The organism is Mesotoga sp. Brook.08.YT.4.2.5.2. (assembly GCF_003351125.1).
Taxonomy (GTDB): Bacteria; Thermotogota; Thermotogae; order Petrotogales; family Kosmotogaceae; genus Mesotoga.
Genome location: NZ_JPGZ01000040.1, coordinates 26,222 through 41,961 on the forward strand (window position 1 = coordinate 26,222; position 15,740 = coordinate 41,961).

Here is a 15,740-nt window from a genome sequence, read left to right on the forward strand (position 1 = left end):
TGGAAAGATGATTTAGGAAGGAGGCAACAGTCGTGAAGATTGGAATAATCGCCTATTCGAAGACCGGAAATACACTGTACGTTGCCGAAAAACTGAGAGATGAGTTGATCTCCGCGGGAAAAGAAGCATCTGTGGTAAGGCTGAGATCGGAGACTCCCGATCTCGAAAGATATGGGGGACTGGTCTTCTGCACTCCGGTGAATGGCGGAGCACCCGCCGATACTATGAAGAGCTACCTTGCCAAAATGAAGTCCCTTGAAGGCAAGAAGGTTGCCCTTATGGCTACGGGTCTCTTTCCAGCCGCTTTGGGAAGGAGACAGACGCTTGCCTACATGAAGAAGATCTGTAGAGAGAAAGGGGCAGAGATCTGCGGGGAGGCCAGCGTTGGATGGTGGAGTTTTGGACGAGAGAGAAAGATAGAGAGGTTGGTAGATGATCTCGCTTCTTGTTTCAAGTGACGGATGATTACAGTCCGTGTGTGCAAATCAGAATTACAACTACCGGCCAAATTCACCTTCATATCATTCACTAATGAGTTCAACGAGATTTCTACAGGCCGCTTTTTGAAGATATTCCTTGTTGCAGAGGCAGAAGGCATTGGCTTTGAGAAAATGATAATCTCCCGCTAAACTGGGACAAAGTCTGCCGAAAACGCATCAATTTCCACGTACGATACCCGACAGTGCTAAGAGCTCGGGCCTTTCGGAAAGCTCTTCGCGTCTTCTCGACTGATATACTTGTTGCGAAAGCGAAATCATCGCTGATCTCGACAGTGATTTGTTTTTAGAGACTATCATCAAAGGAGGACTTTTCAATGCGCAAATTGCTTTCACTGACTGCAATAGTTCTTCTAGTTTCTTCACTCTTTGCTTCAACATCGGAAGAGATTCTCGTCGAAAGTGGGACTTTTCTTATGGGAACCACCTGGAGAGAGGAAGGCGTGGATAATGAAGCGGTTCGACGGATCCATCTGAATTACGATTACTACATCGGAAAGTACGAAGTTACCTTCGACGAGTACGGTTTTTTCACTGCGGAGACTGGAAGGAGCCTTCCAGACGATGCGGGTTGGGGAAGAGGGTCTAGACCTGTAATCAACGTGAGCTGGTGGGACGCAATTGATTACTGCAACTGGCTTAGCCTTAAAGAAGGGTTGCCCCTTGCCTACGACATTGAAGGCAATCTGCTTGACGCATTGGGCAACAAAACCACAGACCCCTCAGAAGTTGAAGGTTACCGGCTTCCGACAGACGCAGAGTGGGAATTTGCAGCGAGGGGCGGTAACTTGAGCAAGGGCTATACAAGATCAGGTGGAAACTCGGTTGACTCAATAGCCTGGTATAAGTCGAACTCCGAAAACATGACCCATCCTGTGGGAACTAAAGCACCGAACGAACTGGGAATATACGATATGTCTGGAAACGTCTGGGAATGGGTAAGCGACTATCACATCAACTACTCTTCGTTAGAAGAAACGAATCCCTATGTTGATGTTTTGTCAGCTTACAGAGTTAAGAGAGGTGGCAGCTGGATAGACTGTCCCGTTGGTGTAAGTATCGATGTGAGATCGAAAGGTTTGCCAGGTCACACCATTACAAATCTCGGCTTCAGAATCTGTAGATCAGCAAAGTAAAGGCTTCTGCAATAATCTTAATTCCATCATAGAACCGTGTCTGGAATCATCTGGTGTCAAAGCTAACCCAGAACTTAATCATCTCCTGCAGTAGAAAGCAACGGAAATTAACAGTAGAACAACTTTATTGGCCCAATCGCCGAAACCGATTTTCACTCCTATTCCTAATTGCTCACCCAAAAATCAAACTGCCAAATCATTTGCTTCAGTTTTGTTTTTCGGAAAGAATGTACTATAATCTAGGCACATATGTTCTGAACAAATGATAGGAGAGATGTTATGACGGGAAAATCGATTAGAATGAACCGGATACTTAAAGAAGACGGAAAGACGGTAATCGTAGCGATGGACCACGGACAGTTTCAGGGTCCGATAGAAGGCATCAGGGATATCAGGGAGACTCTGAGTAACATAATTATCGGCCGGCCCGATGCAATAATCCTTAATCCGGGCGTTATCGAAAAGAACGGAGATCTGCTTGGAGGAAAAGTTTCGATTCTATGCAGAATAACGGGTGCATCTACTAACTACTCCACTATGTTTGACTACCACAGAATTACTACTTCCGTCGAACATGCGCTATCAATAGGAGCAGACGGAGTCGTTGTTATGGGATTCATAGGAGGCGATGGCGAAAATGCGTCACTGGAGATTATTGGCAGGGTGGCTGAGCAATGCAGCAGACTGGGAATGCCACTGATTGCTGAAATGCTTCCGCAAGCCATGGATCACTTCACTGACCCCGAATATATTGCTCTCGGAGCCAGGGTCGCATATGAACTTGGCGCCGATCTGATAAAGGTGTATTACACTGGCTTAGAATCTTTTTCAAAGGTTCTGGAATCGGTCCCTGTGCCGGTTGTGATTGCCGGCGGGCCGAAGGGAAAGGATGCCTTTGAAATGGCGAGAGAGGCTCTTGAACTTGGCGCGATGGGAGTTGCTTATGGAAGAAATGTATTCCAGGCCGACAACCAGACCGAATACGTAAGAAAGCTGCTGAAAACGGTCCACGGCTAGTCCGAAATGAGGTGGCGTCTATGAAAAAAACACTCTTGTTGGTTTTCGTATTGCTTGTTATTAGCTTGGTTATCGGAATTGAAGGGCGAGTCTTTGTCGACCTTAATTCAAACGGAATACTCGAGGCAGAGGATCAGGTTGTTCAGGGTTGTCTTATTTCGAACGGAATTGAGATAGTATCTTCAGACAATGGCGGGTTCTACAACATCTCTGATTCAAATGGCTTCGTATTCCTGATCAAACCAGATGGTTATGTATGCAGCGAGTGGTATGCTAGAGGAGTCGAGAATCACGACTTCTTGCTGACGCCGATTGTGGAGAACGGCGTCTTCGCGGTTGTCAACGACATTCACTATGCCGATGATCCTGATCTCTTCTATGAGTCCCTGGGCGACAGAGAGATGATCGACAACCCAGATGAATACATGACTAAACTAGTTTCGATTCTTGAGACAATTAGTCCCGATTTCATTGTCTGCAACGGCGACATGGGAGCAAGCATCAAGGACATCGACGACGAGACTGCAACCAGATGGGCTACTAAGGTGAGAGACTATCTCACAGTCGGAGACATCCCAGTTTACTACTCAGTCGGAAATCATGAGACAAACAAAAAGAAGGAAGATCCGTACGACATTTTCCACAACGTCTACGGACCCGAGTATTACTCTTTCAACAGCTGCGGAACGCACTACATTGTACTCAATACCCACAATGTTGTAGATGGCAGTTTCATCTACGAGATCGACTCCGTGCAGCTCGAATGGCTAAGAAGAGATATAGAATCTGTCGCTCTCAATACCAGAATAATTGTTTTCTCTCATGAACCGATATTCAATCTGGCAAAGACCGACAATTATTATGAGATGATGCAGATCTTTGCAGACGAGTGCTCATATCACATCAGCGGCCATAGACATACTATGATAGAGTACTTCGATGCCCCGTTTGTTGAGCTAACCTGCGGCGCCATATCGGGAGCGTGGTGGGAAGGCCCTTCCCCAACGGGTGACGAATATGGATTCACGCTTTTCGAAATGAAGAGAAATGATCTCAACTATTGTTTCGTTACTCTTACAGAAGATTATTCCGGGTGGTTCGACATGAGCAGAGAGACTCCCTATTCCGGTGTCGAGTATATCCGATTCTGCACATTTCCTTCAACAGAAGATATCGAAGTACTTCTCAATGATCGTGTCTTCGAATGCGATGTTTTGAAGAGAGAGATGAGATTCTGGAGCGAGTACTATTTCAACATCAATCTTTCTTCCTGTGACGACGGCCTGAATGAGATAGTTGTTCGCACTGAAGACAGAGAGTTCAGAAAGAAGCTCTTCGTCAGAAGCGCTCCGGTAGATATCAAATCTATGAAAGCAAACCCAGAATACTTCGAGGGAGCTCTTGTGCTCGTCTCAAATTGTTCCAATACCGGTCAGTGGGGTACAACCTACACATTTAACGATGGCAGCGATACTTTCATGGTTCAAATAACCAATCTGGACATTCCATTTGCCATTTCCAAAGATGAGAAGTACTCTCTCTACGGAATCTTTAGAAACAACGAGAGAGTAGTCGATCCACTGAAGCTGTTGGTGGCCGAGGGAATTGTTCAGGAAGAATAAGGAGGGGAAATACGTATGAAGAAAACCTTAGTGGTTGTTCTTGCGGCAATGCTTCTGTTTTCTGCTGCGGTAATCGCGAATCCCGTACTAAAGATCAGTGGTGTGATCGCGTTGAGAAACGAGGAAGGCGTCTGGCAACTCACACTTGACGAGTTCAAAGAACTGCCCCAAACAGAGTTCTTTGTCACCGATCCCTGGATGGGTGACAAAACATATGTAGGAGTGACTCTCGCCGATCTGCTGAAGTTCGTAGGGGTTCCTTCGGGCGCGAAAAAAGTCGTGATGGTCTGCTCCGATGAGAAAGAATTCGCAGTAACTTATGAAGATGCGTTGAAGTATCCGATAATGCTGACTCACTCAACCAGATCGGGCGAAAGCTTGAGGGCTCTTCCAGCAAGCCAGGGCGGTCCTATAAAGCTTGCATATCCGATCAACGACTTCCCTGAAATCACCGACAAGTATCCATCAGATAACTGGGCATGGTACGTTGTCGAAGTCAGGGTTGAGATGTGATTTTCGTAATGGGGGAGGCCAACTCCCCCTTTATCTGTGAGAAGAGGTGGCTGATTTGAAAGCAGCAATTTACAAGGGCATTGGGAAGATCGAAATCGAAGATATTGATACTCCCACAATTCAGGTAAACGAGGGCCTTGTCAAGATAGGGATGGTCGGTGTTTGCGGCACAGATATCAAGACATTCAACAAAGGTCACCACATGTTCAAACCGCCTTGCATTCTAGGGCATGAATTCACGGGAAGGATTGTTGAAAAAGGCGCATCGGTAGATCGCGATTTCGGTGATTCTAGATATGTTATTGCCCCCTACATAGAGTGCGGTAAATGTGAGATGTGTCAAAAGGGAGTTCCCGAGCTCTGCTCAAAGAAATTCTGGGTCGAAGGGGCCTTTACCGAGTATGTGAAAGTGCCGTCGGAGATCCTGGAAAGGGCGACTCTGAAAATACCCGATGATGTTCCTGAAAGTACCGCGACCCTTACAGAACCGCTTGCCTGTGCGATTCATGGCATTGATAAGGCAAGAATAAAACCTGAAGACAGGGTCCTGGTTGTTGGAAGCGGGCCAATGGGGCTGCTTCTTGGAAACGCTCTGAAGAACATGAGATGCGAGACATACATTTCCGATGTTGATAAGAACAGGCTGTCCATGGCAGCAAACTGCGGTCTCAAAACTATAGACTTCAGTGATTCGAGTTTCGAAAGCTTCAAGAAGAGTCAATCTCGTTTCGATTCAATTATCCTTGCAAATGATAAAAAGGAACTTGTCAATCAGCTTCTACCTTTTGTTTGTCCGGGCGGAACATTTGAACTGTTTGGTGGAATGTCGAGAGACACGATCCTGGAGATAAATCCTTACTTTATTCACTATAAAGAGGTAGATCTCGTCGGCACTTTTGGTTTCTCCGAGAAGGATTTCAAGAAGGCTTTCGGCTTCATCACTAGCGATCCAGATTCTTTCTCGAGATTGATTTCCAGAGTTTGGGATCTGGAGAATATTGACGAAGCCTTTAAGGATGCTATTGACAAGACCAAAATCAAGATTGTCGTCAAGGTCTCCCACTAGGAGGGATTTAAGTGAAGAAGGTATTTCTCTTTTCGTTACTTCTCATAGTCAGCACGGTTGTATACGCTGTTACTCTCGATTTCTACTGTCTTGCCTGGCAACCTGCAGCGGTCGACAAAATATACGATCTGGTCGATATCTGGAACATGGAGAATCCGGACATTCAGGTCAATATCATCTGGGGTACATGGGAGTCTTCAGATCAGTACCTGTTGACGAGTTTTCAGGGCGGAAATGCACCGGACGTCTTTCATACTGATGCAGAGAAGTTCCGAGAGTATGGGATGATGGGATACGCTGCACCGCTGAACAGCTACGTCACAGACGACATGATTGCTGACATTCCCGCCCACATATTCGAAGATTGCTACGATTTCACTGGCAATCTATATGGTATTCCGTGGTGTCAGGAAACGCAGGTGATCTTCTACAACAAAGACATATTCGAAGAAAGCGGAATCAGATTACCTCTCGACAGAATGATTTCGTGGGAACAGCTCCTCGATATTGCTCAAAGCGTTACAAAGAAAGATGAAAACGGGAATGTAATAACCTGGGGAATCCTCGCTCCGCTAATGGAGAGGTTTCACTGGACGTTGATCGCTCAGAAAGACGGAACGACACTTACGAAGGACAGCAATCATAAATGGAAGGTCGAGATCAATGAGGGGGCAAGAGAGGCTATTGAATTCTACCTTTCGCTAATAACGGAGCACAGGGTGATGCCGAGAGATGTTATAAGCATAGACTACACCTCTCTAATGCAGGGATTCATAAACGGAAAGTACGCAATGGTTACCTTCGGCTGCTGGAACAGACGGTTCTTGCTTCAGAACAAGAACTTCAACTGGGGTATGCTTCTTGTCAAGAACGGTGACAACAAGATCAATGCGTCCGACCCCCAGGCTTTCGGTATCTCAAAGCTGTCCAAGCACAAGGATGAGGCCTTTGCCTTTATAGAATTCATGACAAATACTGAAAACTCAGCCGAGATAAGCTACAGCGACTATCTCTTCCCTGTCAGAGAGTCATCTCTCGAGGATCCGAGATTCAGCTCTCCGGAAAACGAATGGGACATCGCAAAAGCCTGGCTCCAATACTCGGACAACGTGAAGCCGGGGATGCCCGGATTCTACTCCTTCGAATGGAAGCTGTTTGTTCCGAATCTCGAAAAAGTCATCCTCGGAAGCGTGAGCCTCGATGCCGCCCTTAAGGATACTGTCACTGAAGGAAACAAGATGCTGAAGAAACTCGGGCTTCAATAATCAGTTATAGCTTGAGGAGAGTGAAAGGACTCTGCAGAGGTTGTGTGTACTGTTTGATCTAAGCTCTTTTGAGAGACTCCTTTCATTATTTCCTTATTAAGAGCTTGTATTCGCCAGTACTAAGGTGATACTGGCAGTCTGTGAAAAACATGCTACCGATTAACTCGGTAACTGTCGGGAGTGATGATAAATCAGAAAAAGCGAAACGGCCAAGGCGCTGCCGTATATTCTACCGGTATTGATCGTAGTAGCGCTCATAAGTGTATACCCATTTGTTAACGGGATATACAACAGTTTCTTTTCCGATGCTGTCTTCGGAGGTGGAAAGTACTTTTCAGGCCTTGAGAATTTTAGAGACCTGATGTCTGACAGCCTCTTCTGGACCGGACTGAAGAACAACTTTATATGGTCGGCCGCATGTGTGGGATTTGAGCTTGCAATAGGTATGCTGATAGCGCTGTTGCTCAATCTTCCGTACATAAAGCTCAGAGGGCTATACAGAGCACTCATCCTTCTTCCCTGGGCAACAACTCCCGTTGTCGCGGCGTTGATCTGGAGATACATCTTTGGGGTAATGGGACCGCTGAATTCCTTTCTGAATGCTGTGGGATTTGCAAATCCTCCCAACTGGTTGGTAACCCCCGGCTATTCTCTCTTCGCCTGTATAGTCGCAAACATCTGGATAGGCCTCCCATTCGTTATTGTGACTCTTCTGGCGGGACTGCAGTCCCTTCCGTCTGATGTATACGAGGCCGCTGAAATAGATGGTGCCGGTGTATTGAAGAGGTTCTTTCATCTCACTCTGCCTCTAATGAAGAGCTTGATTCTGATCCTTGTTACCTTGAACACTATCTGGACTTTCAACATGTTCGATATCGTCTACTCAATGACAAACGGTGGACCTGGAAACTCTTCTATGTTGCTGTCGCTGTACTCCTATCAGAACGCTTTCGCCTACTTTCAGCAGGGTTATGCTTCTGCAATCGGCGTAATCTGTCTGCTTATTCTCCTTCTACCAGTAACCTTTTACATTAGGGAGGTAAGAAATGAGGCCTAAGAGAAGCGTAGTAATTACAATGAACATCGTTGCCTTTGTAGTAGTTCTCCTAATCCTCTCTCCTCTCTTGATGCTAGTACTAAACTCTTTCAGAGAGACTATGGATATTTATCAGAATCCCCTAAAGCTTCCCGAGAAGTTATATACTGGAAATTACTCAAAGATCTTCCAGGACACCAGTTTTCGCAGGAACTTTGCGAACAGCATGACAGTTACCCTCGTCACCGTTCTGCTTTGCATAGTCATAACAACGCTGGCAGGTTACGCCATGTCTAGATTCAAGTTCAAGGGCAAGAATCCCTTGATACTTTGGTTGCTAGCTTCCCAGGCTTTTCCGGGAATTCTTATGATTATTGGCCTCTTTTCTCTTTTGAACCGATATTCTCTTCAGAACAATCCTCTGGGCCTGATTATTCTATACACTACCTTTACTATCCCTTTCTGCAGCTGGCTTCTTAAGGGGTACTTCGATGAGATTCCTCAGGCACTTGAAGAAGCTGCAATGATAGACGGCTGCACTCGCTTTCAGGCAATGAGGAAGATAATCGTACCGATGGCCGTTCCGGGGATTGTTGCTGTCGGAACGTTTGCCTTTCTTCTCTCGTGGAATGAGTTCTTTTTCGCACTTGTAATCATGAGAGAGAATGCGAATTACACCCTTCCAGTATTTCTCTCAAGGTTTGTTGGAACTGGAGGCGCCGTTGAGTGGGGTGCGCTTTCGGCCGGAGCTCTCATCACTGCTCTTCCTCCTATCCTTCTATTTCTTCTCTCGCAGAAGTATTTGATCGGAGGCTTAACGAGAGGTGCTGTCAAATGAGAGCTGCGGTTATTGGTGCGGCCTCAATCGACAGATACTTGATTCTCGATTCATATCCTGAAAGAGATTCCATGGTATTTGCAAAAGGCACACACAATTTCATCGGGGGATCGGGAGCAAATATCGCGCTGAATCTCTCGAAATATGTTGAGACGGACTTCTACTTCGGTACGGGAAATGATTTAACTTCGGAGTGGATTCTCAAGAGGCTTTCTTCTTCGAAACTGAACCTAAGCTACAAAATCGAGGATGGACCTGGTGCTGAGACGATAGTGATGTTGGATTCTCACGGAGAGAGAAGAATCATATCGCTTGGAGGCCACGCTCTCTTTAGCGGCGTAATCGATGAAAAGAGATACGATGCGATTTGCGTAGCCGACAGTTTCAAGGAAGTAGCTGTCGATGCTTTCCGAAAGTCCTCTGAATCTCTGAAGGTCTATGTGCCTGGTGGTTGTGGTCTGTATTTCGGCGTAGATGACGTTATTGAGGTATCCTGTCTGTCGGATTTCACTATACTCTCGGAGGGTGAAGCGCAGACCATTCAAGACAGGATAAGTGAGATAACCTCAAACGTAATCATAACCAGAGGATCATCCGAGACGATCTGGATAGACGGAAACAAGAGCCGTCGTTCATTTGAAGTCGAGAACACTGGAGGAAAGCTCGCGGACACTACAGGTGCCGGCGACGCTTTTGCCGCAGGATTCATTGAGAAGTTCATGAAGTGCGGGGATCCGGTCCAAAGCATCCACCATGCTCACAGGAAGGCTGCGGAAGTGATCTCGGTAATTGGGCCAAACCTCGTGGAAGGGAGGAAAGACCTACGATGAAAGGACTGATGGCCGATAGAGACACAATGATAAAGGTGTGCAAACTCTATTATCTTGAAGACCTGACACAGAGTGAAATAGCAAAACTGGTCGGAATATCCAGGCCTCAAGTGAGCAGGTTACTCACAAAAGCCAAGAACGAGGGGATCGTGAGGATCGAAATCGATTCGGGAAGCCTGGGAAATTCTGAAGAGATCTCAATGGAGATGAAAGAGAGATTCGGCCTGAAGAACGTTATCGTTGCGGATGAAGGAACGGAGGTAGGAACAATAACCTCGATCGCTATATCTGCAGCTAAATTTCTTCCCGATTACGTGAAGAATGGACAGCTTGTGGGGATCTCCTGGGGTCGAACTCTGTACGAGACAGTTGAAAGAGTCGTGTTCAACGGGGAGCTTCCAAACACAACATTCATACCCTTAATCGGCGGCGTTGGCCAGTTGCGCCATGAGTATCAAATGAATTCAATAGTTGAGAAGATCGCAAATTCCTTTCACAGTAATCGTTACTACCTTTTCGCTCCGGCCTTCATAGAGAACTCGAAGACTCTGAATATGATGCTCGAAGACGGCTCAATAAGATTCATGTCGGAGATGTGGAAGAGGCTGGATCTGGCAATTGTAGGGATAGGTGAACCCATATCTTTATCCAACGCCTTCAAGAACATCTACGACAAGGAGTTCCTTGCTAATCTTATGAAACACGCAGCGGTTGGCGACATAGCAGCGAGGTTCTTTGATGCCAGCGGAATACCTTGTGTTTCCGGAAACGAAAACATTCTGGGGATTTCTCTTGAGCAGCTGAAGGAAGTTCCCGAGGTAATTGGAATTGCCGGTGGAAAGGAAAAGGCTCTGGCGATTCACGCGGCAATTAAGGCCGGATACATCAATTCAATCGTCACGGATCGGAGTACCGCTCTCCAGATACTCCGGATGGAGAGGTAATATGAGAATCGGATTAGTTTACAATCCAAACTCCGGTAAGCGAGAGAATGATCGAGGTCTCATGAAGGCTCTCGCCTCAAAGCTTCAGGGCACGCATCTCTGCTGCACCGGATCAACTCATTTCCACCTGAAAGAGTATTTCGATCTGGAAGTAATAGGATCGGAGCCAATACTCAGCGACTACAGGGACACCGTAAACGCCGGCAAAGTCCTTTCAGAGACAGATCTAGTGATCTCAATCGGGGGAGACGGAACTGCATCCGATATCGTTGCGGGTATGCGCAAGATCGGAAGGCTTGTGCCTGTTGTAGGCGTAGCTCTAGGAACGTCAAATTGCGGACCCTTCATAGTTCTGAGATCGGTCAGCGATATACATGAATTCGACTTCCTGAATATTGAGCCCATATGGGTAACGGGACTGGATGTCTTTGAAGAAAGGTACGTGGGTTCGGCATTCAACGATGTCGTCATTTCCCAGACACTAATTTCGACAGTTGAGGGAGAGACCTGCACTATCGATGCCTCAGACTTCTTCTATAAAAACAAGAGAACACCTCGAGAACCTAAATCAATTGCTTCAGCCGCAAGCAGATTGGAGATCAATGGCGAAGAGATCACGCCGCAGTTTCAACCCTCTCAGATAATCATCTCTCCATTCTCTGAAGACATGAAGTCTCTATATGTATACAGGGCAGTTAATGGGCTCCTTTGCTGGCTGCCGTATTCACTATGCAACTCGGCAATGATTGTCTCTTCGAGGCCGATAATAACTATGGTGGAACCGGGCGAGACCGTTTCCGCGGACCTCAAGCAGTTTATCCTTACCAGCACTGATACAGTGCGGCTATCAGGCTTCAATGCCTTCTGCGTAATAGATGGCAATCCAAGAGTGGATCTTTCAGTGAGTGTCGGGATTGAAGTGGTAACAAATGCCAGAGCAGGACTCTGTGTACAAAGAAGTGATGGAAAGTGAGCAGGATTCTCCGGGCACTTGAAGCATTCGCAGTTGGCGATGCGATGGGAATGGTAACGGAATTCATGACCCGCCGGCAAATCTCTACCAGGTTCGACTTCGTAAGTGATTTGCTAGAACCAGAACACTCGCCTATCCACAAAAATCTAACAAAAGGTCAGATAACTGATGACACAGAGCAGGTGCTTTACTTGATAAAGCTCTACAATGAGAAAAGAAACTTCTCACAGGAGACGGTCAAAGAAGCTCTTTGCAGGTGGGAGGACGCGTGCGACCCTGTCGCGAAAGGCTACATAGGACCGAGCACTAAGAGAGCTATCGAAGCCTTCAAGAATAGGCAGGACTTCGAAAGCCTTGGTACAACCAGCGGGGCACCAATGAGAGTGCTAGCTCCAGTGTTATGTAATCTAGACAAAAGCGAGAAACATCTTGTCGAAGCAATAAGAAACTGTACTGTCCCTACTCACAACACAAATCTTGCTCTTGAAGCTTCTCTGGCAGTCGGATTTGCCTATTACTACGCTGCGAGGGGGTTGAATGCCGACGGGATTGCCGAGGCCGCAATAAGAGGCTCAAAAGTATGCGAAAAACTCACCTGTGCAGAATTTGTAGGACCTTCGGCCGGCGAAAGACTTGCTGCTATCAAAGGTCTCATCGGTGGGCAACATCCTGACGATTTCTTGGACAGGCTTTACTATGTATTCGGAACAACTATGGAGGCCGTGGATGTCGCCGTGGCAGCGATTGCCATAGGCCTTTTCTGCAGAGATGATGTCTGGCTGGCAATAAGAATGGGCGCTTCGATAGGTGGTGATACCGATACTATAGCCGCAATAGCTGGAGCACTGTCTTCTCTTCAGGGCGATGCAAACAACATCCCTCACTTCATAACCCAGAGAGTCCTGAAGGCAAATGAAGATCTTGATCTTGAGAAGCATGCGAGATACATCGAAAAGATGAGTGATATAGATGATTAAACTCCTCTCCGGAAGCGCCTCCGTTGGAATTATCTACGGAATCTTCAATTTCGTTCTCATACCCTATCTCAACGGCAAGTTTCACTCAACTGCTCTGGCTGGGAACCTGGTTTCAGCAGGCATGATTATAACGATCTTCACAGGGATGCTTATCGGCTATCTTGGTGACCGAAGCAAAAAGTATCTTGCCTTCATTAAAGGACTCTTCATCATTACGATTATCAGTATGTTCATACTCAGCACTAACAACAAGATCCTGTTGGGTATTGCGGCTGTAGTTTTCACCATGTCGATTTTCAGTTTGCTTACACCTTACTCTGCCCTTGTCAGCAACGTAAGTAAACCGGGCAGAAAGGACAGAAACTATGGATTCATGATGGGTATTATGAACATCGCCACCTTTCTCTCCTCTCTCTTTATAGGAGTAACACTTTCAAGAAGCGGGGAGACAGCCTTTGTGGTCTTCTCAATAGCCGCTGCAGTTCTCGTTGTTCCGCTTTTCTTCTATAGAGCCGAGTCCCACATAGTTGATTCTGCTGTGGGCATCAAAGAAGAAGATTTGAGGTTCAGAGTTGACAGGAAGATAGTGTGTGTGATGATCTCACAGTTTGGCCTGTGGTTTTCAATGGGCGGGATACTTCCCTACCTGACATCTTTCATAAGCAGTGATATTGGTGTGTCTCTTGGCACTGCATCATCGATAATGGGAATATCAACTCTTGTGAGTGGCGTGACTTCTCTCATGACTGGTACTCTGAGCAAAACGCTCGGGCAGAAAAGGCTGCACATTACAGCGCTTTCTATCCTGGCCGGCGTTTTCTTGTCAGTTAGTATCTTCTACTCTGGATTCCTGGGTCTTGACCCATTTCTGATGCTTATCGTGTTGATTCTCTTTAGCTTTGCTTTAGGAATAGTTCTCGCTCTAAACGTAACAATTGTCTCAGATACAGTCTCCCTTGCAAATCAGGGGAAAATCTTCGGTCTCAATAACATAGTTATGGTCCTATCTCAATCGCTCGCTCTGAGTCTTATCGGCTCTCTGATATCGTTGAGTGGTTACAACCTTGCCTTCGTTTTCGTCGCAGCAGGGTTCGCGGTAGCAATCGTGTTTTTCGTCATGAGTAGCTATGTTGTCGAAAAACCGACTCATAACATGAGACGAGCAAAACATAGGGAGTGATTATCAACTGAAAAACAAATCGAATGAAAAGGAAGACATTCAATCAAGGCATCTTCGTTTAGATTTGAGCTCTTCGTGAAGACGTTCGCATCTTTCGTACCAGAGTACTCTGTAATCTTCGTGGTTGATTATTCTGCCAACAAGGTCATACGGAGTGAAAACTCCTTCCTCTACACACCACTTCACACATTCCTCATACGCCTCTAGGTCTAGCTTCTCGTCTGTTATCTCGATGAAGATCGAATCATGACCTTCTAGAATCGCTGCTACGGCTCGTGTATGCCCATCGGCCATAACGAGCTTACCGTCAAAATCGATTACCGGAACCGGAACGCTCTTGAGAGTCTCCTTATTCCGAATCGCTCTGAGTTTGTCCTTTGATATATATAGCTGGCTTGGCTGGAGATACTCAATTCGGACTTCGAATCTTTCTGACATCTACTTCGCTCCTCCAAGAACCTTGACTACAGATTCTCAAATGCACATCGAATCAATAAACGTCTGAGTGAACGATCCACTTCTCGTAGACTAACCTACCATACATTATGAAGAACGCAAGTGCTATTATTTCACTGTTGAAGGGCTTTCCCTACTTAGTCTTGCCAAACATTATGAACAGGCGGGCCTTGATTTAGTCCCAGAGACAGCAAAGGGTTAAGGCCAGAAAAGTGCCGATGATTATCTTCAAAGAATGGAACGAAGTTCTCATAAACCTAGTATAAAGGAGGAAAAAATGATGAAGAGAAGTCTGATTTGGACTACAAGTCTTCTTTTAGTCGTGTTTGCCATCACCAGCTGTATACCCTTTCCGAAAGCGAAAACCTACCGCGCATGGGTAGTGGGGCAGACAGACACAAACGGAATCGCAATGCTTTACTTCTCGGACGATTCCGGTGAAACCTGGACGCGCCAGGCCATGGACATCCTGCCTGAAGGTAAGAGTTTGGAGGATGTTCTTTCCGTAGATCAGAATAGAGTCTGGGCTTGCGGTTCAGACGGGCTCTTAATGAAAACGGTCAATGGTGGCTCCGACTGGGAGATAATTGAAGTATCGGAAACTGCCACTGATTCCTTTTTTGCTTTCCTTTCGATTTTTGAAGACAGAATTTGGGTCAGCGGCGACAGCGGACTTGTCATCTTCTCTGAGGACAATGGCGATAGCTGGACGGTTTGCGACCTTCCCGAAAACGGAGCAGATTACTTGATTCAGGGAATCCACGCAATAAACCAGAATGTGATCTATGCGGTTGGAAACAAATCAACACCCAGAGCCGGAATAGTACTGAAAAGTGAAAATGGTGGCCAAAACTGGGACGAGATTGATCTCCCCAACAACTACAACGATAATGGGTGGATTGGCGTTAAGGCTACGGATGAAAATCATATAGTCATCTACGGTGGCCAAGGCCACTATGCCGTGACTGCCAATGGTGGGAAACAATGGGTTACAGGAGGCCCGCTCTTTCCAAAAGACCTGAACTCTCTGGTAATGATGGACGGTTCAACTTACTGGGCAGCCTGCGATTTTGATACGATAATCCTTACTGAGAACAGTGGAATAAGCTGGGAGGAGCAACCGTCAGCAGGAACAAGCAACTCCTTTTTGTTAGGGATAGATGCGCTCGACAGAAATAACGCATTAGTTATCGGTTCTTCGGCGGGATACCCGCCATTCGGTAAAATCTTGCGCACAACAGACGGAGGGAATAACTGGGAAGTAGTCCTTAGTGCAGAGGAATGTCCGGTTACCCTCAGTCATGTTTCGATAGCTGAGAAGAGTATGTGAAACCGGGGTCGGGGATTGTGTAGATTGGGGTTTGGAAAGAGCAGAATAAGACGCAAGGCG

Annotated in this window: 16 protein-coding genes; 15 read left to right on the top strand and 1 reads right to left on the bottom strand. The window is 46.4% G+C overall.

Annotated features, from left to right (window positions below; translation table 11 throughout):
• Window positions 1-32 precede the first annotated feature (32 nt).
• The 14 genes from Q502_RS10355 (at window position 33) to Q502_RS10420 (ending at window position 13,894) form a co-directional block, all read left to right on the top strand.
• Complete coding sequence (locus Q502_RS10355; protein WP_102818734.1) at window positions 33-458, top strand: flavodoxin domain-containing protein; 426 nt, start codon at window positions 33-35, stop codon at window positions 456-458.
• Window positions 459-814: 356 nt separating this feature from the next.
• Window positions 815-1,633 (top strand): SUMF1/EgtB/PvdO family nonheme iron enzyme, encoded by an 819-nt coding sequence (locus Q502_RS10360; RefSeq protein ID WP_102818735.1) that lies wholly within the window; start codon window positions 815-817, stop codon window positions 1,631-1,633.
• A gap of 279 nt (window positions 1,634-1,912) precedes the next feature.
• A complete protein-coding gene (locus Q502_RS10365) occupies window positions 1,913-2,650 on the top strand; it encodes a class I fructose-bisphosphate aldolase (RefSeq protein WP_102818736.1) in 738 nt (245 codons plus the stop codon).
• Window positions 2,651-2,670: 20 nt separating this feature from the next.
• On the top strand, window positions 2,671-4,272 hold the full coding sequence (locus Q502_RS10370; RefSeq protein WP_102818737.1) for a metallophosphoesterase: 1,602 nt from the start codon (window positions 2,671-2,673) through the stop codon (window positions 4,270-4,272).
• A 15-nt stretch (window positions 4,273-4,287) separates the two neighbouring features.
• Complete coding sequence (locus tag Q502_RS10375) at window positions 4,288-4,785, top strand: molybdopterin-dependent oxidoreductase (RefSeq protein WP_102818738.1); 498 nt, start codon at window positions 4,288-4,290, stop codon at window positions 4,783-4,785.
• 55 nt (window positions 4,786-4,840) lie between these two features.
• Window positions 4,841-5,851 (top strand): alcohol dehydrogenase catalytic domain-containing protein, encoded by a 1,011-nt coding sequence (locus Q502_RS10380; protein WP_102818739.1) that lies wholly within the window; start codon window positions 4,841-4,843, stop codon window positions 5,849-5,851.
• Window positions 5,852-5,862: 11 nt separating this feature from the next.
• Complete coding sequence (locus tag Q502_RS10385) at window positions 5,863-7,116, top strand: sugar ABC transporter substrate-binding protein (RefSeq protein WP_102818740.1); 1,254 nt, start codon at window positions 5,863-5,865, stop codon at window positions 7,114-7,116.
• A 238-nt stretch (window positions 7,117-7,354) separates the two neighbouring features.
• Window positions 7,355-8,173, top strand: coding sequence for a carbohydrate ABC transporter permease (locus Q502_RS10390; RefSeq protein ID WP_112109463.1), 819 nt, complete (start codon window positions 7,355-7,357; stop codon window positions 8,171-8,173).
• Window positions 8,163-8,990, top strand: coding sequence for a carbohydrate ABC transporter permease (locus Q502_RS10395; RefSeq protein ID WP_102818742.1), 828 nt, complete (start codon window positions 8,163-8,165; stop codon window positions 8,988-8,990). The genes Q502_RS10390 and Q502_RS10395 overlap by 11 nt, the downstream gene beginning before the upstream one ends.
• Window positions 8,987-9,820: a PfkB family carbohydrate kinase gene (locus tag Q502_RS10400; protein WP_102818743.1), complete on the top strand. Its 834-nt coding sequence runs from the start codon at window positions 8,987-8,989 to the stop codon at window positions 9,818-9,820. The genes Q502_RS10395 and Q502_RS10400 overlap by 4 nt, the downstream gene beginning before the upstream one ends.
• Window positions 9,817-10,764, top strand: coding sequence for a sugar-binding transcriptional regulator (locus tag Q502_RS10405; RefSeq protein ID WP_099828461.1), 948 nt, complete (start codon window positions 9,817-9,819; stop codon window positions 10,762-10,764). Before Q502_RS10400 ends, Q502_RS10405 begins: the two co-directional genes overlap by 4 nt.
• A 1-nt stretch (window position 10,765) precedes the next feature.
• Window positions 10,766-11,737: a diacylglycerol kinase family protein gene (locus tag Q502_RS10410; RefSeq protein WP_102818745.1), complete on the top strand. Its 972-nt coding sequence runs from the start codon at window positions 10,766-10,768 to the stop codon at window positions 11,735-11,737.
• A complete protein-coding gene (locus tag Q502_RS10415) occupies window positions 11,734-12,714 on the top strand; it encodes an ADP-ribosylglycohydrolase family protein (RefSeq protein ID WP_102818746.1) in 981 nt (326 codons plus the stop codon). The genes Q502_RS10410 and Q502_RS10415 overlap by 4 nt, the downstream gene beginning before the upstream one ends.
• A complete protein-coding gene (locus Q502_RS10420) occupies window positions 12,707-13,894 on the top strand; it encodes an MFS transporter (protein WP_102818747.1) in 1,188 nt (395 codons plus the stop codon). Before Q502_RS10415 ends, Q502_RS10420 begins: the two co-directional genes overlap by 8 nt.
• 39 nt (window positions 13,895-13,933) lie before the next feature.
• Here the strand turns inward: Q502_RS10420 and Q502_RS10425 are convergent, their stop codons facing one another.
• Window positions 13,934-14,332 (bottom strand): hypothetical protein, encoded by a 399-nt coding sequence (locus tag Q502_RS10425; RefSeq protein ID WP_102818748.1) that lies wholly within the window; start codon window positions 14,330-14,332, stop codon window positions 13,934-13,936.
• A gap of 298 nt (window positions 14,333-14,630) precedes the next feature.
• Here Q502_RS10425 and Q502_RS10430 point away from each other — a divergent pair, with 298 nt between their 5' ends.
• The gene (locus Q502_RS10430) at window positions 14,631-15,680 is read left to right on the top strand and encodes a YCF48-related protein (RefSeq protein ID WP_258001618.1); all 1,050 of its coding nucleotides are present in this window, start codon (window positions 14,631-14,633) and stop codon (window positions 15,678-15,680) included.
• Window positions 15,681-15,740: the final 60 nt, after the last annotated feature.